General features: G+C 63.7%; 28 protein-coding genes. 15 read left to right on the top strand and 13 right to left on the bottom strand.

Going from position 1 to position 25,922, the window contains the following annotated elements; translation table 11 throughout:
- Positions 1-70: 70 nt before the first annotated feature.
- Complete coding sequence (locus U5A89_RS09810) at positions 71-454, bottom strand: dihydroneopterin aldolase (protein ID WP_338160967.1); 384 nt, start codon at positions 452-454, stop codon at positions 71-73.
- 139 nt (positions 455-593) lie between these two features.
- Here U5A89_RS09810 and U5A89_RS09805 point away from each other — a divergent pair, with 139 nt between their 5' ends.
- From U5A89_RS09805 to U5A89_RS09790, 4 genes are read left to right on the top strand one after another with little or no spacing between them, the layout of a single operon-like run.
- Positions 594-1,112 (top strand): GNAT family N-acetyltransferase, encoded by a 519-nt coding sequence (locus U5A89_RS09805; protein WP_338160966.1) that lies wholly within the window; start codon positions 594-596, stop codon positions 1,110-1,112.
- 42 nt (positions 1,113-1,154) lie between these two features.
- The gene (locus tag U5A89_RS09800; protein ID WP_338160965.1) at positions 1,155-1,721 is read left to right on the top strand and encodes a DUF1285 domain-containing protein; all 567 of its coding nucleotides are present in this window, start codon (positions 1,155-1,157) and stop codon (positions 1,719-1,721) included.
- Positions 1,718-2,326, top strand: a complete 609-nt coding sequence (locus U5A89_RS09795) for a CoA pyrophosphatase (protein WP_338160964.1) — start codon at positions 1,718-1,720, stop codon at positions 2,324-2,326. The genes U5A89_RS09800 and U5A89_RS09795 overlap by 4 nt, the downstream gene beginning before the upstream one ends.
- Positions 2,307-3,518 carry a CCA tRNA nucleotidyltransferase gene (locus U5A89_RS09790; protein ID WP_338160963.1) on the top strand — a complete coding sequence of 404 codons (1,212 nt, stop codon included), beginning with the start codon at positions 2,307-2,309 and terminating at the stop codon, positions 3,516-3,518. The genes U5A89_RS09795 and U5A89_RS09790 overlap by 20 nt, the downstream gene beginning before the upstream one ends.
- On the opposite strand, the gene U5A89_RS09785 is transcribed toward U5A89_RS09790, so the two are convergent.
- The 5 genes from U5A89_RS09785 to U5A89_RS09765 all read right to left on the bottom strand — a co-directional run bounded on the left by U5A89_RS09785 (position 3,482) and on the right by U5A89_RS09765 (position 9,163).
- Positions 3,482-5,155: a putative bifunctional diguanylate cyclase/phosphodiesterase gene (locus U5A89_RS09785; RefSeq protein WP_445190642.1), complete on the bottom strand. Its 1,674-nt coding sequence runs from the start codon at positions 5,153-5,155 to the stop codon at positions 3,482-3,484. The genes U5A89_RS09790 and U5A89_RS09785 overlap by 37 nt on opposite strands.
- Positions 5,156-5,323: 168 nt before the next feature.
- Positions 5,324-7,612, bottom strand: coding sequence for a DNA topoisomerase IV subunit A (parC, locus tag U5A89_RS09780; protein ID WP_338160962.1), 2,289 nt, complete (start codon positions 7,610-7,612; stop codon positions 5,324-5,326).
- Between the two features lie 45 nt (positions 7,613-7,657).
- Positions 7,658-7,954: a CcdB family protein gene (locus tag U5A89_RS09775; protein WP_338160961.1), complete on the bottom strand. Its 297-nt coding sequence runs from the start codon at positions 7,952-7,954 to the stop codon at positions 7,658-7,660.
- On the bottom strand, positions 7,954-8,196 hold the full coding sequence (locus tag U5A89_RS09770) for a type II toxin-antitoxin system CcdA family antitoxin (RefSeq protein ID WP_338160960.1): 243 nt from the start codon (positions 8,194-8,196) through the stop codon (positions 7,954-7,956). The genes U5A89_RS09775 and U5A89_RS09770 overlap by 1 nt, the downstream gene beginning before the upstream one ends.
- Before the next feature lie 46 nt (positions 8,197-8,242).
- Positions 8,243-9,163 (bottom strand): LysR substrate-binding domain-containing protein, encoded by a 921-nt coding sequence (locus tag U5A89_RS09765; RefSeq protein ID WP_338163000.1) that lies wholly within the window; start codon positions 9,161-9,163, stop codon positions 8,243-8,245.
- Positions 9,164-9,284: 121 nt separating this feature from the next.
- Between U5A89_RS09765 and U5A89_RS09760 the strand changes: the two genes are divergently transcribed.
- The 7 genes from U5A89_RS09760 to purC all read left to right on the top strand — a co-directional run bounded on the left by U5A89_RS09760 (position 9,285) and on the right by purC (position 16,017).
- The gene (locus U5A89_RS09760; RefSeq protein WP_338160959.1) at positions 9,285-9,443 is read left to right on the top strand and encodes a hypothetical protein; all 159 of its coding nucleotides are present in this window, start codon (positions 9,285-9,287) and stop codon (positions 9,441-9,443) included.
- A 74-nt stretch (positions 9,444-9,517) separates the two neighbouring features.
- Entirely contained in the window at positions 9,518-10,273 is a 756-nt protein-coding gene (gene otsB / locus U5A89_RS09755; protein ID WP_338160958.1) for a trehalose-phosphatase, read from the top strand.
- A 103-nt stretch (positions 10,274-10,376) separates the two neighbouring features.
- Entirely contained in the window at positions 10,377-12,146 is a 1,770-nt protein-coding gene (locus tag U5A89_RS09750; RefSeq protein ID WP_338162999.1) for a glycoside hydrolase family 15 protein, read from the top strand.
- A complete protein-coding gene (gene otsA / locus U5A89_RS09745) occupies positions 12,143-13,549 on the top strand; it encodes an alpha,alpha-trehalose-phosphate synthase (UDP-forming) (protein ID WP_338160957.1) in 1,407 nt (468 codons plus the stop codon). The genes U5A89_RS09750 and otsA overlap by 4 nt, the downstream gene beginning before the upstream one ends.
- Positions 13,550-13,593: 44 nt before the next feature.
- Positions 13,594-13,725: a hypothetical protein gene (locus U5A89_RS09740; RefSeq protein ID WP_338160956.1), complete on the top strand. Its 132-nt coding sequence runs from the start codon at positions 13,594-13,596 to the stop codon at positions 13,723-13,725.
- Positions 13,726-13,811: 86 nt separating this feature from the next.
- Complete coding sequence (locus U5A89_RS09735; protein ID WP_338160955.1) at positions 13,812-15,086, top strand: aminotransferase class V-fold PLP-dependent enzyme; 1,275 nt, start codon at positions 13,812-13,814, stop codon at positions 15,084-15,086.
- Positions 15,087-15,228: 142 nt separating this feature from the next.
- On the top strand, positions 15,229-16,017 hold the full coding sequence (gene purC / locus U5A89_RS09730; protein ID WP_338160954.1) for a phosphoribosylaminoimidazolesuccinocarboxamide synthase: 789 nt from the start codon (positions 15,229-15,231) through the stop codon (positions 16,015-16,017).
- A 60-nt stretch (positions 16,018-16,077) separates the two neighbouring features.
- Here the strand turns inward: purC and U5A89_RS09725 are convergent, their stop codons facing one another.
- Positions 16,078-16,830: a sulfite exporter TauE/SafE family protein gene (locus tag U5A89_RS09725; RefSeq protein ID WP_338160953.1), complete on the bottom strand. Its 753-nt coding sequence runs from the start codon at positions 16,828-16,830 to the stop codon at positions 16,078-16,080.
- A gap of 171 nt (positions 16,831-17,001) precedes the next feature.
- On the opposite strand from U5A89_RS09725, the gene purS reads away from it, so the two are divergent.
- Both purS and purQ read left to right on the top strand, forming a co-directional pair.
- A complete protein-coding gene (gene purS, locus U5A89_RS09720; protein ID WP_093012502.1) occupies positions 17,002-17,235 on the top strand; it encodes a phosphoribosylformylglycinamidine synthase subunit PurS in 234 nt (77 codons plus the stop codon).
- A 3-nt stretch (positions 17,236-17,238) separates the two neighbouring features.
- Positions 17,239-17,913, top strand: coding sequence for a phosphoribosylformylglycinamidine synthase subunit PurQ (purQ, locus tag U5A89_RS09715; protein ID WP_338160952.1), 675 nt, complete (start codon positions 17,239-17,241; stop codon positions 17,911-17,913).
- A gap of 113 nt (positions 17,914-18,026) precedes the next feature.
- On the opposite strand, the gene U5A89_RS09710 is transcribed toward purQ, so the two are convergent.
- From U5A89_RS09710 to wecB, 5 genes are all read right to left on the bottom strand, one after another.
- Entirely contained in the window at positions 18,027-20,144 is a 2,118-nt protein-coding gene (locus U5A89_RS09710) for a GumC family protein (RefSeq protein ID WP_338160951.1), read from the bottom strand.
- On the bottom strand, positions 20,144-20,851 hold the full coding sequence (locus U5A89_RS09705) for a polysaccharide biosynthesis/export family protein (protein WP_338160950.1): 708 nt from the start codon (positions 20,849-20,851) through the stop codon (positions 20,144-20,146). Before U5A89_RS09705 ends, U5A89_RS09710 begins: the two co-directional genes overlap by 1 nt.
- Positions 20,852-20,956: 105 nt before the next feature.
- Entirely contained in the window at positions 20,957-22,252 is a 1,296-nt protein-coding gene (gene wecC, locus U5A89_RS09700) for a UDP-N-acetyl-D-mannosamine dehydrogenase (RefSeq protein WP_338160949.1), read from the bottom strand.
- 104 nt (positions 22,253-22,356) lie between these two features.
- A complete protein-coding gene (locus tag U5A89_RS09695) occupies positions 22,357-22,593 on the bottom strand; it encodes a hypothetical protein (protein WP_338160948.1) in 237 nt (78 codons plus the stop codon).
- A 168-nt stretch (positions 22,594-22,761) separates the two neighbouring features.
- Complete coding sequence (wecB, locus tag U5A89_RS09690) at positions 22,762-23,889, bottom strand: non-hydrolyzing UDP-N-acetylglucosamine 2-epimerase (RefSeq protein WP_338160947.1); 1,128 nt, start codon at positions 23,887-23,889, stop codon at positions 22,762-22,764.
- Between the two features lie 162 nt (positions 23,890-24,051).
- Between wecB and U5A89_RS09685 the strand changes: the two genes are divergently transcribed.
- A complete protein-coding gene (locus tag U5A89_RS09685) occupies positions 24,052-24,180 on the top strand; it encodes a hypothetical protein (RefSeq protein ID WP_338160946.1) in 129 nt (42 codons plus the stop codon).
- Between the two features lie 15 nt (positions 24,181-24,195).
- Here U5A89_RS09685 and U5A89_RS09680 read toward each other — a convergent pair whose 3' ends face one another.
- Positions 24,196-25,056, bottom strand: coding sequence for an ABC transporter permease (locus U5A89_RS09680; protein ID WP_338160945.1), 861 nt, complete (start codon positions 25,054-25,056; stop codon positions 24,196-24,198).
- A 117-nt stretch (positions 25,057-25,173) separates the two neighbouring features.
- Between U5A89_RS09680 and U5A89_RS09675 the strand changes: the two genes are divergently transcribed.
- Positions 25,174-25,881 carry a GcrA family cell cycle regulator gene (locus tag U5A89_RS09675; RefSeq protein WP_338160944.1) on the top strand — a complete coding sequence of 236 codons (708 nt, stop codon included), beginning with the start codon at positions 25,174-25,176 and terminating at the stop codon, positions 25,879-25,881.
- The last annotated feature ends 41 nt before the right edge of the window (positions 25,882-25,922 follow it).

Raw genomic sequence — 25,922 nt, 5'->3', positions numbered from 1 at the left:
CGGCGGGCGCTCAACCTAACCGCCGGACTGGGCTCCCGCCTGCGCGGGAGCACGCCGCATTCTTGATACCTTATTTCCGCCCGCGGCCCAGGGTGATGCCGATTTCCTCGCCGCGTTCGGACAGGGCCAGTTTGACGATCTTCACCTCGACATGGCTGACCTTGTCGTCCTGCAGGAAGATGGTGTCGATGATATGGTCGGCGACCGCTTCGATCAGGGTGAAATGCACGCCTTCGGGCAGCGCGGTCGAGGCGGCGTGTTTCAGGTCCATATAATTTTTGGACTGGCCGAGGGCCGTATCCGGCTCGTAATGATCGGCGATTTGCAGGCGCGCGCGGATGGATATGCGCAGCGGTTGGGGGAGATGCGTCTCCTCCGAATAAATGCCGGTCAGCACGTCGACGTGCAGGTCGTTGACCTCCAGCGTCAGAAAATCGTCAAATCCTGTCTGCATAACCCGCCAGCATATGGCCCGCGCCGCCCCGGCTCATGCCGTGTGGACGGGCCTATTTAGTCTTTCATTTTGCGAAGCGGACGCTAAAGCCCCGCTTCCGGCGCTGCCCCATGCGCCATTGACGGCGGATCGGCAAGACGTGTCTCACATTGTTCCCCTGGACAGCCAGCCCGATGCGGCGATCGAGCAGTTGCTGGATGCGGCATTCGGCCCGGACCGGCATGGACGCACCGCCTATCGCATTCGTGATGGGATGCCCTGGCTGCCCGCCCTCTCCTTCGCGACGGTCGATGCCGACGGCGCGTTGATCGGGTCGCTGCAAAGCTGGCCGGTGGCGCTGATGGGCGAGGACGGCGCGCAAATCCCGCTGATCATGGTCGGGCCGGTGGCGGTCGATCCTGCGCATCAATTTGGCGGCCATGGCCGAGCGATGATGGACGCGGTGGTGAGCGCCGCCCGCGCCATGGGGAGCGAAACGCTGATGATGATCGGCGATCCTGAATATTATGGCCGCTTCTGGGGCTTCGCCGCCGAGGGGACGGCGGGATGGGATGCGCCCGGTCCGTTCGAACCGCGCCGGTTGCTGGCGCTGCCGATCGACGGCCGTCCGGTCGGCGGAACCGGGATGCTTGGCCCGCGAATTGCCGTCGCGGCCTGATTAGCCCTTTGCCTTCGGGCGAGACGCTCCTATCTCCGCTCCATGCCGATGGAGCCTTTACCCGACCTGTCCACCCTGTCGCTTGCCGATATCGCGCGGCTGGCCGCCGAAAAGCGCCTGCCGCCTGTCGATAAGTGGAACCCCGACCATTGCGGCGACAGCGAGATGCGGATCGCGCGCGACGGCACCTGGTTTCATCAGGGATCGCCGATCGGCCGGGAAACGATGGTGCGGCTCTTTTCCTCCATATTGCGGCGCGAGCCGGACGGCAGCCATGTGCTGGTGACGCCGGTCGAGAAACTGGACATCGCGGTCGAGGATGCGCCGTTCGTCGCGGTCGAGGTCAAGAGCGAGGGTGAAAGCCGGGATCGGACTCTGGCCTTCCAGATCAAGAATGGCGATATCGTGACGGCCGGGCCGGATCATGCGCTGGTGCTGCGCGAGACGCCGGACGGGCCGCATCCCTATCTGCATGTGCGTGGCGGGATGGAGGCGCTGGTCGCGCGCAGCGTCTATTATGAGTTGATGAACCTGGCGCTGGAGGAAGGCGGGGACCGGATCGGGCTGTGGAGCGATGGCGCGTTTTTCCCGCTGGACGGCGCGGCATGACGCTGGCGCAGCGGTTGCGTGCCGCGTTGGACGAAGGGCATAGGCGCGAACATCTGGACCCGATGGACATGCGCGATCCGCGGATCGATGGCGAGATCGCGCTGGCGCCCGCCGCCGTGCTGGTGGCGATTACCGATCGGCCCGAACCCGGCCTGATCCTGACCGAGCGATCGTCGCGCTTGCGCCAACATGCGGGCCAGATCGCCTTTCCCGGCGGGCGCGTGGATGAGGGGGACGCCGATGAAGTCGCCGGCGCTTTGCGGGAGGCGCAGGAGGAAATCGCGCTGCCGCCCGAACAGGTGCAGGTAATCGGCACGTCCGATCGCTATCACACCTTCACCGGCTTCGACATCATACCGGTGCTGGGCGTCATTCCGCCCGACCTGCCGCTGCGCGCGCAGGAAAGCGAGGTGGCGAACTGGTTCGAATTGCCCCTGGCCTATGCGCTGGACCCCGCGCATCGCGTGCGCCACGCGGTCCACTATGAAGGCAAGCAACGCCATTATTACGAGATTCTCTGGGAAGGACGTCGCATCTGGGGCATCACCGCCGCCATCCTCGCCAATCTCTCGCGCAGGCTGGGCCATGACCATTTTGCTGCCTGATGCCGAATGGTGCCATCGACCCGGACTTGACGGGCTGCTCGCCGCATTGGGTGCGGCGGAGGGGAAGGCGCGCTTCGTCGGCGGGGCCGTGCGCGACGGACTGTTGGGCTTGCCGGTCAACGATCTCGACATCGCGACCAGCCTGGACCCGCATGATGTGGTCGATCGGCTGAAGGCGGCGGGGATCAAGGCGGTGCCGACCGGGATCGAGCATGGCACGATCACCGCTATCCTGCCCGATGGTCCGGTGGAGATTACGACGTTGCGCCGCGATGTCAGTACCGATGGGCGACGCGCGACTATCGCCTATACCGACGACTGGCGCGAAGATGCCGCGCGGCGGGACTTCACCATCAATGCGCTCTATGCCGATCCACTGACCGGCGCGATCAGCGACTATTTCGGCGGCATGGCGGATCTGGAGACGCGGCGGTTGCGCTTCATCGGCGATGCGTCGGCGCGGATCGCGGAGGATCATCTGCGAATATTGCGCTATTTCCGCTTTCTGGCGCGCTATGGCGACAACGAGTTGGACAGTTGTGCGTATGACGCCTGCGTCACCGCCGCCAACAGTCTGATGGCGCTTTCGCGCGAGCGGATTGCCGACGAATTGCTGAAATTGCTGGGCGTTGCCGCCCCGGTCCATGCGCTGCGATTGATGGTGGAAGGCGGCATTTTGCGCCCGGTGTTGCCGGAAGTCGATCAGGGCGGTGTGGAGCGGGTCGATCGGCTGATCGCACGCGAGGCGGAGGCCGGGATCGCGGGATCGGCGCTGCGGCGATTGGCGGCGCTGCTGCCCCATGATGCGGCGCTGGCCGATGGCGTGGGCGCACGGTTGAAGTTGTCGAACAAGGCGCGCAAGCGACTGGTCGTGGCGCTGGACTCCGCAGAGGCGATGGAAGGGCCGCGTGCGCTGGCCTATCGGGTCGGCGTGGAAGGGGCGATCGACCGATTGCTGCTCGATCCGGAACGGCCTTTGACTGCGTTGGCGCCGCTGAAAGGCTGGACGCCCCCTGCCCTTCCGATCGGTGGCGGTGCATTGATTGCATTGGGGCTGACGCCTGGCCCGGACGTGGCGAAGGCGCTGCACGCCGTGCAGGCGCAATGGGTGGCGGAGAATTTTCCCGACGCCGATCGCGTCGCGGCGATCGCCGGTCAGATCGTTTCGAAGTTCCAGCGCGCGCGCCAATAGTCGAACGCGTCGGCTTCGGCCATCGGCTTGGCAAAATGATAGCCCTGCCCCTGCCAGCAGCCCATTTGTTGCAGGGCGTGGGCCAGCGCCTGGGTCTCGATGCCTTCGGCCGTGACCTTGAGGTTGAGCGATTCGGCCAGCGACAAGATCGTGCGGACGATTACCGCTTTGTCGTGATCTTCCAGCATGTTGGACACGAAACTTCGGTCGATTTTCAATATGTCGATCGGCAGGCTATGCAGGCTGGCGAGGTTGGAGAAGCCGGTGCCGAAATCATCCATCGCGATCGGCATCTGCAAGCTCTTGAGAGCGACGAGCAATTTGCGCGCCTTGTCGGGATCGGCGATGATCGCGCTTTCGGTCAGTTCGGCGGTCAGGCGGCTGCCAGCGATACCGGCATAGCGCAGCGCTTCCTCAAACATGGAGGCAACGTCGTCGCGCGCCATCTGGATTGGCGAGAGGTTGACGTTGACGCCGACCGGCAGCGGCTGGCCGAACTTCGCGTCCCAGCGCGACAGCGCCTGGGCGGCTTCATAAGCGGCCCAGCGGCCGAGCGGCGTGATCAGGCCGCTTTCTTCCGCTACGGCAATAAATTCGACGGGCGGCACATTGCCCAGTTCCTCGTCATTCCAACGGGCCAGGGCTTCGAACCCAGTGATCTCACCGGTCTGGAGGTGGATGAGGGGCTGGTAAGCGAGGGTCAGGCCGCCTTGGGCCAGCGCGTCGCGCAGGCGGCTTTCGATCGAAAAGCGGCGCTGTGCTTCCTTGAGCACGCCATTGCGATAGATTTCGACCTTGCCGCTGCGCTTGGCGATCTTCACCGCGGCCTGCGCCTTGCGCACGACATCGTCGGGATCGTCATCGAGGTTCAACGATAGTGCGCAACCGATGGCGCAATCGACGCGGATTTGCAGGTCGCTTAGGCGGATCGGCGAACTCAGCGCCTCCTTGATCCTCTGTACGATATGAAGAGCATCCGACAAACCATTGTTCAAGCGGGCAAAAATAGCAAAATCATTGCCGCCGATGCGGGCGAGGACGTCACCCTGACGCAGGCTCGATTTCAGGCGCTTGGCGACGGTGATCAGCAATTCGTCGCCCGCCATAGGCCCCAGCGATTCATTCACCCGGCTGAACCGGCTGAGGTCGATCGCGATGATGCCGAACTGGGCATTGTCGGGCCAGACCGAATTGGCGAGGCGGTCGTCTATCTCCTCGCCGAAACCGGTACGGTTGGGCAGCGCAGTCAGGCCATCCGACAATAATTCCCGGCGCAAATTCTTCTCGATCGTGCGTTCGCTGGTGCGATCGATCGCGGTAAAGAGAAAATGTTCAGGGCGCCCTTCGATGGCGGGAAGCCGACCGAGCGTGCACATGAAATATTCGGGGCCGAGCTTGCCGTCGCGGCGCAATTCGAAACTGTCCGAATCGCGTCCGGACTGGATGAGATCATCGATACGGGCGCCGCATTCGTTTGTTGCACGATCCGATACGATGCCGCGTTCGGCATTGGATCGCAAAACGGCAGCAAAGCGGGCATTGCCCTGCTGAAAGTTTATCTCATTGTTTTCGTAAGTGAAAATCGCTGCAAATTGCGGGAGGGCGTTGAGCCAGTCGGCAACGTCAAGACCCTGCAACGGATGCGCGTCATCCCCCCAGCCAAGGGGGCGCCGCTGGTCTTCAGGACCGGCAAATTGCGCACCGACGTCAATTCCATGTCCCCGCTGTATCCAGAAGGCGTAAATTTTCTGGAAACGCTAATTACCGATATGGCGGAAATCAGACCAAAGGCGAATGGCCGGAAATCAGAAGCGATTGTCGCGCGGGAAACCGGTAGGCGGCATTCGGCCGGCTGCGCCGCGCACCACTTTCCACGGCATCATGTCGCTTTCCGTGCGAGTCCGACCCGACTCGCCTCCCATGGTCCAACTCAGTCCATCGGCCAGGCGGAAGGCGATCGCGTCGGACAGGCCGCCATCGCGATAGCGTTGCATCTGGACGCCCTGCCCGCGCGCCATACGCGGCATTTCGCTGAGCGCGAAGACCAGCAATTTGCGATTCTCGCCGATGATGGCGATGCTGTCCGCCTCCGCCGGGATCGGACGGATGACGCTGAGTTTTGCGCCGGTGCGGACATTGACGACCTGCTTGCCCTTGCGGGTTTCCGCCATCAGGTCCGCCGTCGCGGCAACGAAGCCGCGCCCGTCGGACGACACGAGCAGCAATTCGGTCGCGGCGCGCGCGGGCATGAAGGCGACGATCGCGCCTTCATTGTCCATGTCGACCAGCGAGCGGACTGGATCGCCAAAACCGCGCCCGCCCGGCAGCCTGTCCGACGCCAAAGTGTAGATGCGGCCGGTGGAGGTCGCCATCAGCAGCTTGTCGGTGGTGTAGGCATGGAAGGCATAATGCGGGCCATCGCCTTCCTTGAACTTGAGCGTATCGGCGGCAGCGAGGTCGCGATGGCCGCTCATCGCCCTGATCCAGCCGCGTTCGGACAGGATGACGGTGATCGGCTCACGCTCGATCATGGCTTCCAGCGGGATTTCCTTCGCCAGGGCGGCTTCTTCCACCAGAGTGCGGCGGCGGCCAAGATCGGTGTCAGGTCCGTAGCGTTTGCGCAGCGCAGCCAGATCGCGTTTCAGGCGGGTACGCTGGCGAGCCGGGCTTTCGACCAGCTTCTCCAGTTCCTCCTTCTCCTTGACCAGTTCGGCATGTTCGCGCCGCAATTCCATCTCTTCCAGCTTGCGTAGGGAGCGCAGGCGCATGTTGAGGATGGCTTCGACCTGACGGTCGTTAAGGGCGAATTCCTCCATCATCACGACCTTCGGCTCATCCTCGGTCCGGATGATTTCGATCACCCGGTCAAGGTTGAGATAGGCGATGATATAGCCATCGAGCAGTTCCAGCCGCCCGGCGATCTTTTCCAGTCGATGCTGGGCGCGGCGAACCAGCACGTCGATCTGATGCTTGAGCCATTCGATCAACAGCGGCTTCAGGCCCAGCACGCGCGGCGTGCGGGTCGCGTCCAGCACGTTGAGGTTGAGCGGGAAGCGGTTTTCCAGGTCGGTCAGGCGGAACAGGCTGTCCATCAGCATCTGCGGATCGACGGTGCGGGCGCGCGGTTCGATGACGATGCGGATTTCGGCGTCGGATTCGTCGCGGACGTCAGCAAGGATCGGCAGCTTGCGGTCGTTGATCAGCGCAGCGATCTGTTCGATCAGCTTGGATTTCTGGACCTGATAGGGAATTTCGGTAACGACCGCGATCCAGGTGCCGCGCCCGCCCTCTTCCTTATGCCAGCGCGCCCGGGTGCGGAATGCGCCGCGGCCGGTGGCATAGGCTTCGGATATGATCGCGGCGTTATCGACCAGTACGCCGCCGGTCGGGAAGTCCGGTCCGGTTACCACCTGCATCAAGGCGGCATGGTCGGTTTCGGGATCTTCGATCAGCAGGCCTGCGGCATCGATCAGTTCCGCGACGTTATGGGGCGGGATGCTGGTCGCCATGCCGACCGCGATGCCGGTGGCACCATTGGCGAGCAGGTTGGGGAAGAGGCCGGGAAAGACTTCCGGCTCCTCATCCTCGCCATTATAGGTCGGGCGGTAATCGACCGTGCCTTCGTCCAGGCCGGCCATCAGATCCGCCGCCGCCTGGGTCAGGCGCGCTTCGGTATAGCGCATGGCCGCGGCATTATCGCCGTCGATATTGCCGAAATTGCCCTGCCCATCGACCAGCGGGGTGCGGAGCGAGAAATCCTGCGCCAGTCGAACCATCGCGTCATAGACCGACTGATCGCCATGAGGGTGATATTTGCCGATCACGTCGCCGACGACGCGGGCGCATTTCTTGTAGCTGGTGGTGTTACGCGCGGGGTTGGCGACCAATATGTCGGGCGACGCGCCGCCCGGTTCCATCTTGAGCAGGCGCATCGCCCAGAGCAGGCGGCGATGCACGGGTTTCAGGCCATCGCGCAGATCCGGCAGCGACCGGGCGGTGATGGTCGACAGCGCATAGACGAGGTAACGCTGCGAGAGCGCATCGTCGAACGGGTGATCCTTGATAGCGTCGAACGGGTCGCGAAAATCGGTCATCGCGGATCGGATAGCAGGACGGGCACGAAACGGAAACGGATTTGGTTAGAAGCCGGTCAGAAGGGTGTCGAGCGCGCGCATGATCGCATATTCATGACGATGAAGCTTTCCAACAGGCCGTTTCAGGAGCCTCGAATGAATGGCACCAGCGAGATGGGTGGCCATCATCAATCTCTCGCCGTCTATCTCGAAGCATGGATGGAGTGATGGCAGGGCGGCAGGCATATCGGCAGGCGGCAATAGCGGCACTACCAGACGGGTTCCGACGTGATCGATATGATCGCTCTGACAATCCAGGACGAGGGCGTCATCGGCGAGCCGATACACGGCGAAACGGGCCATCAGAACTGCCGATATTTGTCGAGCGGCAGTTCGTTATTGTCTGCCCAGTCGTTCCAAGCGGCGATCGCGTCCTTATTATCTTCCTGCCAGCGCCGACCTCGTTCGGCTGATATTGCCTTGCTCAACCCATCTTCGCAGGCGCGCGACAAGTTAATGCCCAATTGCTTGGCTTCTTCCACCAGCGCACTATCTAAGGATAGATTGGTCGCCTTGCGCATCGCAATACGTTCATATTTGGTCACGGGCAGCTCCTGCATCGGACATGCGCACGAATATACGCATGACGCATCAACGCGGCAAGTATCGTCCTTCGGGGTCGGCGGCGATCGCGGTCGCGAACTCGGCTACGATCCAGTCGCGAAAGGCCTTCACCTTGGGGGTGTTGCGGGTATGGGGCGGGTAGACGACCCAGTAGCTGGCGATTTCGCGGACGTAGGAGGGGACGGCTTCCACCAGAAGCCCTGATTCGACCTCCGCTTTCCATAGGAAATGGTTGAGGATCGCGACCCCCTGCCCGCCGATCGCTGCGCGGCCCTCCATCACCTGGCTGTCGAGCGCAATACCGGGCGGGCCTTGCGCGGGATCGGCTTCGACCGCCATCGCGGCGAACCATTCATGCCACCACATATCGTCGGGCGACAGGCGCGGCAGGGCATGGAGTGCATGTGCGTCGGCGATCGGGCCATGCCGGGCCAGCCAGGTCGGGCTGCACATCGGGACGAGGCGATTATGCGCCAGCAATCTGGCCTCCAGCCCCGGCCAGTCGCCCTTGCCGCCACGGATCGCCAGATCGATGCCGACGCGTGCCAGGTCGACCACGGCGTCCTCCGCCTGGATGCGCACCGCCAGTTGCGGGTGGCGCATCTGGAACGCGCCGATCCGCGGTGCCAGCCACAGATGGGCGAAACTGTTGGTGCAGCTGATCGTCAGGACCGCCGAATGATCCTGCGTCAGCGCGGCGAAGCCCTGGCGCATCTGGTCGAAAGCGCGGGTCAGGACCGGCGCGATCTCATGGCCCTTGGCGGTCAGGGCGACCTTGCGACCCTGCCGATGGAACAGGCTGATCCCCAGCCGCTCTTCCAACAGTTTCACCTGATAACTGACCGCCGCCTGGGTCATGCCCAATTCCTGCGCGGCGGCGGTGAAATTCTCCAGCCGTGCGGCGGCTTCGAACACGCGGATGGCAGAAAGGGGCGGCAATGGGAGCATGCTATTCACGATAAGCCAGGCTTATCTATCATATCCAGCCTTTTGTTGGCGGCGATCGCGCAGATCGGCCAGGGATACAGGCGCGGACATCGCTCCCGTCCGCCATCGAAAGGATGCTCTCATGCGCGACGATTATGGCGACCGGCTGGGCCGGGACGGCCGCGAACAGATCAACAGCGGCATCGACAGGCTGCTATCCCGGGTCATGCGCGCCTTTTGCGTGCTGCACGCGATCCAGTGGTCGGCCCCCTGGACGGAAACGCCCCGTTGCCGATCCTGAGCACGCGCTGATAAAAACGGCGGATTTGGCAATTCGGGGGTTGCGGTTTCGGGCAGGCGCGTCACTTTGCGTCCGTGATCCAAACCCAGACAAAGCAATCCACCCTGCCCGCCCCCCCGCTCGCCCTGCTGGACGGCGCGTCGCTGTTCCTCGATTTCGATGGGACATTGGCGCCGCTGGCCGAGACGCCCGATGCTGTCGACGTCGATGACGCGCTGCTGACGTTGCTGGCGCGGTTGCGCGATCGGTTGGACGGGCGATTGGCGATCGTCAGTGGCCGGTCGGTCGCGACTCTGCGCGAATTAGGCTTTGGCGCTTTCCTGCTGTCGGGCACCCATGGGCTGGAATTCGCTCGTCCTGGTGAGGCCGTGACCGCCCCGCCCCGCCTGCCCGCGATCGATGCGGTGGAACGGGCGTTCCAGATCTTTGCCGACGACAAGCCGGGCCTGCTCGTGGAACGCAAGTCGATCAGCGTCGGCCTGCATTTTCGGGGTGCGCCGATATGGGGCGATGAGGTGGGCATATTGGCCGCCGGACTGGCACGCGACCATGGTCTGGCGCTACAGAATGGCAAGATGCTGTATGAGTTGCGACCGGGCGGCGCGGACAAGGGCAGCGCCCTGACCAAGATGATGCAGGATGCGCCGATGACCGGCGGCGTGCCCGTCTTCATCGGCGACGATGTGACCGACGAGGAAGGCTTTGCCGCGGCCACCGAACTGGGGGGCGCGGGCATATTGGTGGGAACGCCCCGGCCGACATTGGCGACATTCTCTTTGGAACAGGTTGCCGCCGTCAGGCATTATCTGAGCGAGGGGGTCGCCGAATAAGGTTTTCGGTGCCCTTGTCGTGAGCAACGAAAGGGGCAGACCGATCCAAGCATCAAGCGAATCCATCCTGGCGGGAGACGAGCGGTCGCTCGACCTTTGGCCGATCGGCAATTGCCAGGCATCCGCACTGATAGACCGTATGGGCCGCATGGTGTGGGCCTGCGTCCCTCGCGTGGATGGCGACCCGGTCTTTTCCGCCCTGCTGGACGCCAAGGCATGGGATGACGAGCAGGCGCGCGGTTTCTGGGCGATCGAGCTGGAAAATTGCGTCTCGGTCGAACAACATTATATCCGCAACACGCCGATATTGGTGACGCGTCAGAGCGACACGCAGGGCAATGCGATCGAGATCATCGATTTCTGTCCGCGGCATAGACATAAGGGTCGCATGTACCGGCCGGTCGGCTTCATCCGTATCGTGCGTCCGGTTGCCGGGTCCGCCCGCATTCGCGTGAAATTGCGGCCGACGACCAACTGGAATGAAGAAAAGGTGCCGATCACCTACGGTTCCAACCATATCCGGATGGTACTGTCGTGCATGGCGATGCGCATATCGACCAATGCGCCGATCGGCCTGATCGCGCAGGAAAGCTGGTTCCGGCTGGAACAGGACGCGCATTTCTTCATGGGGCCGGACGAAGGCTTTTCCGACGCGCTGCGCCCCGCGATCGAGCGGATGCTGGACGACACCATCAACGAATGGCAACTGTGGGTGCGCGGGCTGGCGATCCCGGCCGAATGGCAGGAAGCGGTGATCCGCTCCGCCATCACGCTGAAACTGTGCCAGCATGAAGAAACCGGCGCGATCGTCGCGGCGCTCACCACGTCGATCCCGGAACATGCGGACAGCGGCCGCAATTGGGATTATCGCTACTGCTGGGTGCGCGACGCCTATTATACCGTCGAGGCGCTGAACCGGCTGGGCGCGCTGGACGTGCTGGAATCCTATCTCGTCTATTTGCGCAATATCGTTGATGGCGCGAAGGGCGGGCATATCCAGCCGCTCTATGACGTGCGCGGCAATGCGACGCTGACGGAATGGGAGGCGGAGAAACTGCCGGGTTATCGCGGCATGGGTCCGGTGCGCGTGGGCAATGCTGCCTATGAACAGATCCAGCATGACGCCTATGGCCAGATCGTGCTGTCGTCCGTGCAGGGCTTCATCGACCAGCGGCTGTTGCGCATGGCGGGCCATGCCGATTTCGAAGCGCTGGAAGCCGTGGGCGAACGCGCCTGGTCCGTCTATGACAAGCCGGACGCGGGTCTGTGGGAATTGCGCACGCGCGCGCATGTGCACAGCTATAGCGCCGTCATGTGTTGGGCGGCATGCGATCGGCTGGCGCATGCCGCCAGCGCGCTCAATCTGCCGGTGCGCGCGGCGCATTGGGAAAATCGCGCAGAGACGATGAAGGCGCATATTCTGGAAGCTGCATGGCGGGAGGATAGCCAGGCGATATCCGCCAATTTCGAGGATGACGCGCGCGATGCGTCTTTGCTCCAGTTGCTCGACCTGCGTTTCCTAACCGCCGACGATCCGATGTTCGTGGGTACGCTGGCGGCGCTGGAAACCGACTTGCGACGCGGCAACGACATGTTGCGATATAGCGCGCCCGATGATTTCGGCGAGCCGGTAACGGCGTTCAATGTCTGCACCTTCTGGCTGATCGAGGCGCTGCACCGTAGTGGCCGTCGCGAAGAAGCCCGAGACTTGTTCGAGGAAATGCTGTCCCGCCGCACTGCGGCTGGCCTGCTGTCCGAAGATATCGACCCCACGACAGGGGAATTGTGGGGCAATTATCCCCAGACCTACTCGTTGGTCGGCATCATCAATTGCGCCGTCTTGTTGAGCAAACCGTGGAGCGCCATGCGATGAGCCGCCTTATCGTGATATCCAACCGGGTCAGTCGCCCGAGCAAGTCCGGCAACCAGGGCGGGTTGGCTGTCGCCTTGTCCCAGGCGCTGCGTGAAAGCCGGGGCATCTGGGTCGGCTGGTCTGGCGAAGTGACCGACAATTTCACCGGCCATATCGGCTTTGCCGAAGATGGCGGGGTCAAGACCGCGACGATCGACCTGGAAGAGCAGGATGTCGACGAATATTATAACGGCTACGCGAACAAGACGCTGTGGCCGCTATTCCATTTCCGCATCGATTTGGCCGAATATGCCCGCGATTTCGAAGGAGGCTATAACCGCGTCAACAAGCGTTTTGCGGATACCGCCGCCCCGCTGATCGAGCCGGAAGACGTCATCTGGGTTCATGACTATCATATGATCCCGCTGGGCCAGATGCTGCGTGACAAGGGGCTGAACAACCGGATCGGTTTTTTCCTGCACATTCCCTGGCCGCCGACCCGGTTGCTGGTATCCTTGCCGCATCACAGCAAACTGGTCAGCACGCTGTTCGCCTATGACGTTGTCGGTTTCCATACCGAAGAATGGCTCGAATCCTTCCGCCATTATGTCGAACGGGAAATGGGCGGGACGGTGGACGGCGATTTCATCACCGTAGGGGATCGCACGATCCAGGCCGTCGCCTGCCCGATCGGCATTAACGCGCAGGAATTTGCCGAAGCGGCGACAAGCGACGCGGCCGATGATATGAGTTCGCTGATCCGCGCTTCTTTGCAAGATCGCACGATGATCGTGGGCGTCGATCGACTGGATTACAGCAAGGGGCTGGAGGAGCGGTTTGGGGGCTATGCCCGGTTCCTGAAAGATCATCCGGAACATCATCGCAAGGTTGTGCTGACGCAGATCGCGCCGCCCTCGCGCGGTGAGGTGGAGAGCTATCAACAGATCCGGGCGACGCTGGATTCGCTGGCCGGGCGGATCAACGGCGAATATAGCGATGTCGACTGGACCCCGATCCGCTACGTCAATCAGGGTTATCCGCGCGACAAGCTGGCGGGCATCTACCGCGGCGCGAAGATTGGGCTGGTGACGCCGTTGCGTGACGGCATGAACCTGGTCGCCAAGGAATATGTCGCGGCACAAGATCCGGAAGATCCCGGCGTGCTGATCCTGTCCCGCTTCGCTGGCGCGGCGATGCAGTTGAAGGATGCGCTGCTGATCAATCCCTATAGCCCGGAGGAAATGTCCGACGCGATCCTGCGCGCGCTGGCGATGCCGCTGGATGAGCGCAAGCGGCGCTGGCGGGCGATGATGGATAGTGTCGAGGGCCAGGATATCAGCTGGTGGCGGCAATGTTTCACCGGGCGCTTGATGGCGGTGGATCGCGTCGGCGCCGCTGCCTTGGCGGAGAATGCTGCGGAATGACCTTCATGGTTGAGGCGGGCCGCGACGCCCGTTAAGCGTGACTCATGGATAGCGACGAAGACGAACCCAGCGGCCTGTGGCCCGCCATCCGCGCCAGATCCGGCGTCATATTGGGCGTGATCGGCCTGGTCGGATGGTGTGCGATGATCTGGTTCATGTTCGGGGATGTGCTGTAGGATCGGCGATGTGCGGATTTGGGCCGGAGCCTCGTTGAACAGGGAACAGACCTGTCAACGGGCGATGTCGGCCCGGAAAGGCGACCATGTTCGATCGACGCAGCTTCCTGGGTTCCGCCACCGCCGCTTCCCTTGCCTCGCCCGCCGCCGCGCAGGCGCTCAAGTCCGTCCCCCTCCCCGCGCCCGACCTGCATGGCCGGAATGAGGATGCCTATTGGCAGGCGTTACGCGCGCAATTCCTGATTCCGGCCGATGTCGTGAACCTGAATGTCGGCACGGTCGGCTCGTCCCCGCGCCCGGTGCTCAAGGCGATTTTCGACGGGTTCGAGCAGACCGAGCAGATGACGCAGGCGAAGTCGGAGGATTATCCGATCTGGGGCTATGGGTCATGGGAAGCCTATCGCCAGCCCTTTGCGGATTTCGTGGGCGCGCGGGTCGAGCAGATGGCGATCCTGCGCAACTGTACGGAGGCGAACAGCTATGTTGCCAATGGCTTCGACATGAAGCCTGGCGACGAAGTGCTGATATCCGACGAGGAACATGGATCGGGCGAAATGCCCTGGATGCTGCGGTCGCGCCGTTATGGGGTGGTGGTGAAGAAATTCGCCATGCCCAAGCCGCCCAAAAACGCCGACGAGATATTGAACCGGATCAATGACGCGATCACGCCCAGAACGCGGATCATCTTCGTCAGCCATATCAGCACATCGACCGGCGTCATACTGCCCGCCAAGGAAATCGCCGCGCTGGCGCGATCGAAGGGGATCATCTCTGCCTTCGACGGTGCCCATGCGCCGGGCATGATCAAGATCGATCTCAATGACATAGGCTGCGACCTTTATACCGGATCGATGCATAAATGGCTCTTTGCGACCAAGGGGACGGGGTTCCTCTACCTGCGCGACAAGGGCGTGATGGATCGGGTGTGGAGTACGATCGCGACGGGCGGCTATGACGATCCCACCCGTATGGCCGACCGCTATATGCAGATCGGGTCGTCCTGCATCCCGACGCTGATGGGGCTGAACGCGGCGATCGGCTTCGCCGACAGCATCGGCATGGGCCGGATCGAAGCGCGCAACCGGATGTTGGCCGACTATATCCATGATGAAATGATGAAGCGCGGCGCGGAAAGCTGGACATCGCCCGATCCGACGCTGCGCGGCGCGATCGCCACCGTGAATGTGCCGCCGGTGCAGCGCATGGAATTGCAGGACTGGCTATGGACCAACCACAAGGTCCGCATCCGCGGCGGCAACCCCAGCAAGCTGCGGCTGGCGACGCCCTATTTCCTGAGCAAGGCGGATATCGACCGTTTCCTGGGACTGTTCGACGAATTTCGCAAGATGAAGGGCGCCTGATGCGCCGTCTGTACGAACGCATATAATTGCACGGCCCCCAACTTTGCTCTATGGGCGGCCCAAGCAGCCCCGGCACCCGCTGATCCTTAACAATTCGCGATTGCCGGGGCGCAGTGTTTTCTAAGACAAGACAGGAACGCGCATGGCCCGTCGCCGCCAGATCTACGAAGGCAAGGCAAAGATCCTTTATGAAGGCCCAGAGCCTGGCACGATCATCCAATATTTCAAGGATGACGCCACCGCCTTTAACGCGCAGAAGAAGGGCACGATTTCCGGCAAGGGCGTGCTGAACAATCGGATTTCCGAGCATATCTTCACGCTGCTGGGCCAGATCGGCGTGCCGACCCACTTCATCCGTCGCCTCAACATGCGCGAACAGCTGGTCCGCCAGGTCGAGATCGTGCCGATCGAGGTCGTGGTGCGCAACGTTGCCGCCGGATCGCTCAGCAAGAAGCTGGGGATCGAGGAAGGCACGCAGCTGCCCCGCACGCTGATCGAATATTGCTACAAGGACGATGCGCTGGGCGACCCGCTGATCTCCGAAGAGCATATCGCCTGCTTCGGCTGGGCCACGCAGGAAGAGATGCACGACATTGCCGACATGGCGATCCGCATCAATGATTTCATGTGCGGGCTGTTCGCCGGGATCGGCATTCGCCTGATCGATTTCAAGCTGGAATTCGGCCGGCTTTATGACGGCGAATATAGCCGTATCATCCTGGCCGACGAGATCAGCCCAGACGGTTGCCGCTTGTGGGACATGGTCACCAACGAAAAGTTGGACAAGGACCGGTTTCGCCGTGATTTGGGCGGAGAAGTAGAGGCTTATCAGGAAGTTGCGCGCCGTCTTGGCCTGCTGCCCGAAGGATTGGACACGACTGTCCTCGACCTCGACACGCATCGCAAGAAGCGTGAGAAGGAAGAGGGCTGATCCTTTCGGCCCAAACGGAAAACGCCCGGCGAAGCATCCGCTTCCGCCGGGCTTTTCATGTCAGGCGATGAGCGCGTCGGCCATCAGCTTGATACCCAGCAGCACCATCAACGCATAGATCAGCGTGTAGAAGCGTGCGGGATCGACCCGTCGCACCAGCGCGACGCCCGCAAAGGTGGAGACGATCGCCACCGGCGCCAGCATCGCCGTCGCCATCAGATTGGCGTGGGTGAACTGGCCAAGCGCGGCATAAGCGGGCAGCTTCATCCAGTTCATCGCGGCGAAGGCCAGCGCGGTGGTCCCCACCAGCATGTCGCGCGGCAGGCGTTTGGGCAGCACCCACATTTGGAAAGGGGGCGATCCGGCATGGGCGATATGGCTGGTGAAGCCGCTGCCGATGCCGAACAGGAAACCGACCCAGCCGGGCGAATCCGATGGGAGGACGACCGCCTTGCCACGTTCCACCCAAAGCCGCTGCAGCCCGAATAGTAGGGAAATCGAGCCCAACACGCCCAGCACTGCGGTTTCGGACACTTGTGCCGCGAACAGATAGCCAAGGCCGATGCCGACCGCCGCGCCCGGCAACATGACCTTGAGGATCGAGCCGTCCCAGCTGCGGCGATAGACCCAGACGCTGACCGCATCCTGCAGGATCAGGATCGGCAACAGGATCGCCGCGCCCCGAACCGGATCGACGCCCAGGGCCATGACCGGCATCGCCAGCGCGCCAATGCCGGCAAAACCGCCCTTTGCCAGCCCCGCAAGAGTGACGGCGATGATGGCGCAGATATAATAGAGCATGTCGGGAGTCATGCCTGTCGCTTAGGGGAAGGTCGCGGGAATGAGAATATCGGATGTCATGCGCCGCCTTCTATCCCGCCCGATAATGGCTTGCCTCCGCGCGCCGCCGCGCTTAGGGGGTGCGGCAAAGTTTGGCCTTGTGCGATCGTGCAGCGCCAGTCGATTCCAAGGAGTCCGCGTCCCATGAAAGCCCGCATCTTCGTGACCCTCAAGGGCGGTGTCCTCGATCCGCAGGGCCGGGCGATCCAGCACGCGCTGGGCGGTCTGGGCTTTGACGGCGTCAATGACGTGCGCGCGGGCAAGCTCATCGAACTGGACCTGGCCGACGGCACCAGCGACGAGGATATCGACGCGATGTGCCGCAAGCTGCTCGCCAATACGGTGATCGAAAACTACCGCATCGAAAAGGTGGCCTAAGCCATGAAGAGCGCCGTCATCGTCTTTCCGGGCAGCAATTGCGACCGCGACCTGGCGGTGGCGTTCGAGGCCGCGACCGGCGCGAAGCCGACCATGGTGTGGCATCGCGATACCGAATTGCCGGGCGACATCGACCTGATCGGCGTGCCGGGCGGCTTTTCCTATGGCGACTATCTGCGGTCGGGCGCGATGGCGGCTCGGTCGCCGGTGATGCAAGCGGTCGCCAAAGCGGCGGAGCGCGGCGCTTGTGTGCTGGGCATCTGCAACGGGTTCCAGGTGCTGACCGAAAGCGGCCTGCTGCCCGGCGCGCTGCTGCGCAATGCGGGCGGGCATTTCGTGTGCCGCGACGTGGCGCTGACGGTGGAGAATGCGCAGAGCGCTTTTACCAGCCGCTATACCGTGGGTGAGACGATCCGTTACCCGGTCGCCCATCATGACGGCAATTATTTCGCCGACGATGCGACGCTGGACCGACTGGAAGGCGAAGGCCGAGTGGCGCTGCGCTACGCCGAAAGCGTCAACGGGTCGGCGCGGAATATCGCTGGCATATTGAATGAGGGCGGCAATGTGCTGGGCATGATGCCGCATCCCGAGCGCGTGATCGAACCCGCCCATGGCGCGACGGACGGCCAGCGGCTGTTCCAGGGCTTGGTCGAAGGGTTGATGGCGCGGGCGTAAACGCTTTCACTCTGTCGGTGATATGAAAACAGCGCCTTCCTCCGGGATGGCGCTGTTTTTAAGGCGGTAAGAGCCTTCGGCAGGCCACGCCGGACGGATGTGGAGGATGGCTTTCACCCGCCCCGGTGATAGTCGTAATCCATCGACCGCCCCTGCTGCTTGGTCAGGATCGCGCCGATGATCGCGCCGCCGTTGCGCCGCAGACGCTCCGCCGCGGCGCGCAGGCCGCCGTGGTGATTGCGGCCCCATTCGACCACCAGCAGGCTCGCTTGCGCCTTGCCCGCCAGCAGGGGCGCATCGCTGATGCCCAGGATCGGCGGCGCGTCGATCAGCACCGTGTCGTAGCGGTCGCGCACCGACGCCAGCAAGCCGTCCAGCGCAGAGGTGGACAAGAGTTCGGACGGATTGGGCGGCAAGGTGCCGCATGGGAGCAGCGCAACGCCTGCGATGCCGGTATCGACGATCACGTCCTGCGCCGCAGCCTGGCCGGTGAGCACTTCGCTGATGCCGCGTTCGGGCGCGATGCGGAACAGGCGATGCTGGGCCGGGCGGCGCATATCGCCATCGATCACCAGGACCGATTTGCCCAGCCCCGCCAGAGCAAGCGCCAGCGCGTGAAGGGTCAGCGACTTGCCCTCCCCTTCCTGCGCGCTGGTGACCAAGATCGATCGCGGCAAGCCGTCGGTCGATGCCAGCAGCAGCGAGGATGCGATCGGCGTGAAGATTTCCGGCGGCTGCACCGTGTCGCCCGTGACCGGCACCGCGCCCAGCAGGGGCAGGCCGACGCGTTCCGCCAGCGTATCGGCGGACGTCACCGCGTCGTCGAACATATGGCGTGCGGCCACCAGCAACAGGCCCAGCACCAGCCCGCCAAGCGAGGCAATGAGGAGGATGAGGCCGATCCGCGGGGAAAAGGGCCGGGTCGGCACAGCCGCGCGATCGAGCGGCTGGATACGTCCCGCCTGGAACCCCGCCTGCGACGCCATGTCGCGATATCGCTGGAGCAGGCTGTCGTGCAACATGCGGTAGGTATCGACCGATCGTTCCATGATGCCGGTCTGGACATCGCGGCCCTGCTCGACCTGCGCCTGCCGTTCGAGTTGCGCGATTTCCTTTACGATCTGGTCTTCGCCGCGCACCGCGACTTGATATTGTTCGCGCAAGGACGCGCGAATGGTGTTGGCGATGGAGTCCGCCTGCTCATCCAACGCGGCTAGCCGCGCTCGTGCTTCGCGCATTTCAGGGTGAGCGTCTTTGCGGAATTGGCGTTCTTCGGCGATGGCCGCGCGCGCCTGCGCCCGGTCGGCCATGACCTGCTGCATCGCGCCGTTGCCCAGCACTTCGGGCAGCGTGTCGGCATTGGTGCGCCGCGCGCTTTCCCAACGTTTTTGCGCCGCGATGCGATCGGCGGCGGCCTGGGCGCGGAAAGCGTTGAGTTGCTGCAGGCGGGTCGCGATCGAACCGTCCGGCGCTGCGGGCTTGGCGGGGGACGCTTCTCCGCCCTCCTCCACCGACGCGTCGGTGCGGGAGGCATAGACGGCCAGATCGCGCTCGGCCCGCGCCAGATCCTTGCGTGCGCCATCCAGTTCACCGAGCAGGAAGCGGCGCGCCTGCACGCCGGATTCGAACCCGCGCTTCAGGTCCGCACGGATCAGGCTGTCGGCATAGCTGTTGGCGACGCGTGCCGACAGCACCGGATCGGCGCTGACGAAGCTGATGCGCAGCACCCGGGACTTGCCGGGGAGTTCTACTTCCAGATTGTCGCGCAACAGGCGCACGACCATATCCTGCTCCACCTGCCGCTGCGACAGGGTGCCGACGCCCTCGACCGGGCGAACCTCATCCATTCCGGCGAAGAAAGTCGGCGTGCCGACCAAGGCGAGGTCGCGCGCGACCTCTTCCGCCAATGCGCGGCTGCGCAGTACTTCCAATTCGGTCTGCATCAGCGTTTCGGTGTCGTTGGCCGTGCCCGATCGCTGGGCGGCCGCCGATCCGGCCGCACCGGCGGGCACATCCTCCACCTCGACCGAGGCGGTGGCGCGATAGTCGGGGGTGGATGTCAGGATGAAGATCGCCCCGGCCAGCAGGCACAGCGCCATGGTGACGAACAGGATGACGCGATGACGGCGCAACACCAGCCCGCTGCGCTGCGCAGCGGCGGATAGCCGCGCGCTGACGCCATCGGCGATCCGGTCTGCCTCGTCACGCGTGGGGTAGGCAGGCAGCGCCATCAGCGTCCTCCATCCAAAGCGATGAAGCCGGTGGCGAGCGCGGGGATGGCGAGCAGCGCGCCGCCCAATATCGCCTTAGCCCGCGACAGGCCGACGATGACCTGGTCGCCCGGCAGGATTTCAGGGTCGGGCGCCTGTCCCTTACGAATGGCGGCCAGATCGAACAGGGCGGCCTGCCGCTGTCCTTCGATCTGGCGCACGATGACGACCTGGTTCAGCCCTGCAAGGCGGGTCGGCCCCTTTGCCAGGGCGACGGCCTGTAGCAGGCTGAGGCGGCCATCCACCGGATAGAGGCCGGGTTCGCGCACTTCGCCATCCAGCGTGACGCGGCGACCCACCGCCTTCTTGACGAACAGGCTGACCTGCGGCGAGACGAGATAGCGTTCGCCCAATCGCCCGGCGATGACATCGGACGCCTCGCTGGCGGTCAGGCCCGCGATCGATACGTCGCCGATCAGGGGCATGCGGATCATGCCCGCTGCTGTCACCTGCGCATCTTCCAGCGACAGGCCCGGCTCATGATAGACCTGGATACGCAGCACGTCGTCGGGCGCGATGCGATAATCCATGCCGACGGCCGGTGCGGGCGGAATGACGGCATAGGCTTCCTCACCGCGAGGGGCATCCTCCACGGTCGCACAGGCGCCCAGCAGGCCAAAGGCAGCGAGCGCGACTATCGATCGGTTGATGCTATATTCGCGCTTCATCCGCGCTCCCGCCCCATTCTGACCCAGATGAGGCCGGGGGTTAACGGGGTGGCAGCATGATAGCAACCACGGACGGGACAGGTCGAACGGCCGACCCGCCCGCCGTCAGACGGCGAGACGGCCCGGCGCCGGTTGCGCCAGGCGGCGGGGCTGATCGGGCCAGATTCCCCTGGTGTCATAGACAGCCTTGCCGGCACGTTCGTCGACGGGGACAGATTTGAACATGTCATGATCGACAAGAATGACGAAAACGCCACATTGTTCCAGAGCCGTATCGAGATCGACCAGTTCGGCACCGGTTCCGGCGAACTCCATCGGCAGCGCCTGGGCATAGGGTTCGACCAGCTTGATGCGACGACCATAGCGGCGGGCGAGACGCGCGGCGACCTTGACGGCGGGGCTTTCGCGGAAGTCGTCGATATTCGCCTTGAAGGCTAGGCCGAGGCAGGCGACATTCTCGTCGGCGAAGCTGTCGATCATGTCGGATGCCTTGGCGACGACATAGTCGGTCTTGCCGTCATTCACTTCGCGCGCGGTGCGGATGATGCGGGCGTTGTCCGGGTCGCCATGGACGATGAACCAGGGATCGACGGCGATGCAATGGCCGCCGACACCCGGACCGGGCGACAGGATGTTGACGCGGGGGTGACGGTTGGCGAGGCGGATCACTTCCCACACGTCGATGTCCATATTCTCCGCGATCACCGACAATTCATTGGCAAAGGCGATATTGACGTCGCGGAAGCTGTTTTCGACCAGCTTGACCATTTCGGCGGCGCGGGCGGTTGTGGTGATGCAGGCGCCGCGCACGAACTGGCGATAGAAGCCCAGCGCCTTGCGCGCGCAACGCGGCGTGATGCCGCCGATGCAGCGATCATTGTCGATCAGTTCGACCAGAATGCGGCCGGGCAACACGCGTTCGGGGCAATAGGCGATGGCGATGTCACCCGCGACGCCAGTGCCGGGCATTTTGAGGTCGGGGCGGATGCCGCCGATCACGTCACGCATCGCTTCGGTCGTGCCGACGGGCGAGGTGGATTCGAGGATCACCGTATCGCCAGCCTTGAGCACCGGGGCGATCGTGCGCGCGGCTTTGAGCACATAGCTGATGTCGGGCGCGCGATCTTCCGACACCGGGGTCGGCACCGCGATGATGAAGACGTCGCTTTCCTCGACCTCCAGCGATGCGCGCAGATTGCCGCGTGCGACGACGCCCTGCACCAGGCCGTCCAGATCGACTTCCTCGATATGAACGCGGCCACTATTGACGGTTTCGACCACATGGGCGCTGACGTCTACGCCGACGACCTGCGCGCCGCCGCGGGCGATCAGCGCGGCGGTGGGCAGGCCGATATAGCCCAGGCCAATGACGGAAACCTTCTGCTTGGCATCGACGGGCATGAGGCGGGCAATCCTTCAAACAGTGAATTTGCCCGCTTTCCTGCCCGAAAATGCTGAAGATTTCGGTAACGCTCGCGCCGCGCGATTATCGCGGCGGGCTATGCCTAGCGATAGCGCGGCAACGGCTGACGCGCCATGTGCATCGGCGACCGGACGACCGGCGTGGTGATGATCTTGGTTTTCATCAGGGTGCGGATGCGATCCGCGCCATCGGGATTGATCAGGACGACGCGGGTGCCGCCCGAAGACAGCGGTTCGATGGTGGAAATGGCGATGGCGTGACGCGTGCACAGGGCGGTGACATCGTCCAGCGGGGCGTTGAGGTTGATCGCCCGGCTCATGCGTGCAGGTCCATCATATAGACGGTCGGGGTGAGGTAGATAATGGTCATGAGACAGGCTCCTTGCTTGGCAAGCGGGAGCGCGATTGTCTCTCGGTCATCACGAATGCTTGCAGGCAGGGTTCGCGGCGATGCCGTCAGGTAGCAGAAGGCGGGCGCTGCGTCGCCCTTATTCAGCCGGCGTCACCCCTGCGCCGATCACCGCTGCGATTCGGTCCGCCGCCTGACCGTCACCGAAGGGGTTATGCGCGCGGGCCATCGCCTGATAGGCGTCCTCGTCATCCAGCAGCGCCAGCACTTCGCGCACGATCAACGCACGGTCGGTGCCCACCAGTCTGGCCGTGCCGGCGGTTACGCCCTCGGGCCGCTCGGTCGTTTCGCGCATGACGAGCACGGGTTTGCCGAGCGAGGGCGCTTCTTCCTGCACGCCGCCGCTGTCCGTCAGGACGAGATGGCACATGTCGAGCAGACGCACGAAGTGTGGATAGTCGAGCGGTTCGATCATCGCGACATTGGGCAACTCGCCCAGCATCGTGTCCATCACCGGACGGACATTGGGGTTGGGGTGGACCGGGAAGATGACCGCGACATCGGGCCGGGCCGCGATGTCGGCGATGGCGCGGGCGATCGCTTCCATGCCGCCGCCGAAATTTTCGCGCCGGTGGCTAGTGACGGCGACGATCCGCTTGCCCGCAAAGCGGGCGGCCAGATCGTCAAGGCCGCTGGCAAGCGCCGGTTCCGCCAGCACCCTGTCGCGGGTGGCGAGCAGCGCGTCGATCACCGTGTTGCCAGTGATGTGGATGGTTGCGGCGTCGCGGCTTTCGGCCAGCAGCGCGTCTGCGGCGGCCTGCGTCGGGGCGAAGTTCATGTCGGCGATGCAGGCGACGACGCGGCGGTTGACCTCTTCGGGCCAGGGATGGTGAATGTCGCCGCTGCGCAGGCCCGCTTCGACATGGGCGACCGGGATTTTGCGATAATAGGCAGCGAGGCTGGCGACCATGGTGGTCAGCGTGTCGCCATGGACGACGATACGGTCGGGCTTTTCAGCGTCGAACGCCTGGCCCAGTTCCACGATCAGTTTGGCGGTCAGGCCATCCAGCGTCTGGTTGGGCACCATGACGTCCAGGTCGATGTCCGGTACGATCCCCGCAATCGCCAGCACTTGGTCCAGCAGGCCGCGATGCTGCGCGGTCACGATGACACGCGTATCCATGCCCGGTTGCGCACGCAGCGCGTGGACCACCGGAAACATCTTGATCGCTTCGGGCCGCGTCCCGAACACCAAAGCTACCTTCACAACTGCTCCTTTTCCCTGCCGCCACGTCCTGCCTGTCGCAGAAATTGGTAACCAGCGCCTGAACGGAGCGCGAAATTCGGTGTGGCAACGCAGAGAATTGTAAAGCCCGTGAGCTTTGATAGACGTTGGCGGCTCTTCAGCGCTCTACGGAAAGGCAGACGCGTGCAAACTGGGCCTGACGACAACAATCCAATCCAGGCGCGCTGGCCGCGCCCGCATCATTGGCTGATGGCGGCCGCGGCGCTGTTCGTCATGGGGATCGTCGTGCCGCTTTTCGCCGCCTTCATCTGACGCGGCGACGGTTGCTCAGGCCTTGATCTTCCAACCGCGCTTCAGCAGCGTATAGCATAGGCCACCGAGCAGCAGGTTCAGCCCTAGCAGGACGCTGCTGCCCACGACGACATTGGTGTCCGCCGCCGCGACGAAGCCGTAGCGGAAGCCAGAGATGATGTAGAAGAACGGATTGGCGTGGCTGATCGCCTGGAACACCGGGGGCAACCGGTCGATCGAATAGAAGGTGCCTGACAGCAAAGCCAACGGTCCGATCACGAAATTGGTGATCGCCGCGCCATGATCGAACTTTTCCGCCCAGATCGATGTCAGGACGCCCAAGAAGGCGATGAAGCTGGTGCCGAGAATCCCAAACCACAGGACCGCCCACAAATGGGCAGGCGTGACATGGACGCCCGGCCACAAGGCCATCGCCATCCACAGGGCCGAGCCGACGAACATAGCGCGCGTGACCGACGATGCCGCCAGCGCGAACAATAATTCGCCAACGCCGATCGGCGGCATCAGATAATCGACTAGCGTCCCCTGCACCTTGCCCACCATCAGCGCAAAGCTGGCATTGGCGAAGCAGGCGTTGATCATGCCCATAATGATGAGGCCCGGCGCAATGAAATCGGCGAAGGGCACCGCTTCCCCGCGCAGCAGCACCGTCCGGCCGCTGCCGCCCAGCGCGACGATGAAGATCACCAGGAACATCAGCGTCGTGATCGCCGGTGCCCATACGGTTTGGAGCTGCACCTTCAGGAAGCGACGCACTTCCTTGGCATAGAGCGCCCATGTCCCCGCCCAGTTGATGTTGCGGATTTGCGGGACGCCCGGCTCGGCGAAAGGCGGCATGACCGCAGGCGCGGCGTGAATTTTGGGCTGGTCGTTCATGATGGGATCGACTATCGGCTGGTCCGTTATGCGGCAAGGGGGAAGGTTCAAGGATTTGAACCTGCGACGCGTGCTTCCCATATAGGAAGCCAGACGAAATTTGTGAGGAGTTTTTCATTGTCCTGGACCGACGAGCGTATCGACCAGCTCAAGGGGATGTGGGAACGCGGCTTGACCGCGAGCCAGATCGCCGACGAACTCGGCGGGGTCAGCCGTAATGCGGTGATCGGCAAGGCGCATCGCCTGGGCCTGCAATCCCGCCCTTCGCCCGTTAAGGCGAACGAAGCGCCCAAGAAGGCCGCCGCCCCTGCCCCGCGCAAACCTGCACCCACGCCGGAGGTGGAAGCGCCCCGTGCCGCCGCCGCGCCTGCCGCGCCTGCGCCAGCACCGACGCGTGCACCGGTGTCCGCACCGGCCGCCGCGCCTGCTGCGACAGCGCCCGCCGCCGCCCCGGCGGCAGCCGCCGATGCGCCGCCCGCCGCGCCGCAGCCGCGGATCATTTCCGTTGGCCCCGGCGGCTTCCTACGCCAAGGTCCAGGTGACCAGCAGGCGCCGATCCCGCCAGCCCCGCCGCGCCGCTTGGTGCCTGCCAAGCCCAGCGCGGAAATCGCCGACAAGACTACTTTGCTCGACCTGACGGAGCGGATCTGCAAATGGCCGATGGGTCATCCGGGCGAGCCGGACTTCCATTTCTGCGGTGAAGCGGTGAACCCTGGCTTCCCCTACTGCGTCGAACATTGCGGTCGCGCCTATCAGGCCCAACTGCCGCGCGGCACGCGCCGTCCGCCGCCGCCGCTGCCTTTCGGTGGCCCGCGCGTTCGCTAAGCACTGACGCGAGACATTAAAAAGGCCCGGTTTCCTGTTGG

The organism is Sphingobium sp. HWE2-09, from assembly GCF_035989265.1.
Taxonomy (GTDB): Bacteria; Pseudomonadota; Alphaproteobacteria; order Sphingomonadales; family Sphingomonadaceae; genus Sphingobium.
The sequence above is the reverse complement of the archived record's forward strand: the minus strand, read 5'-3'. Positions and strand labels throughout refer to the sequence as shown.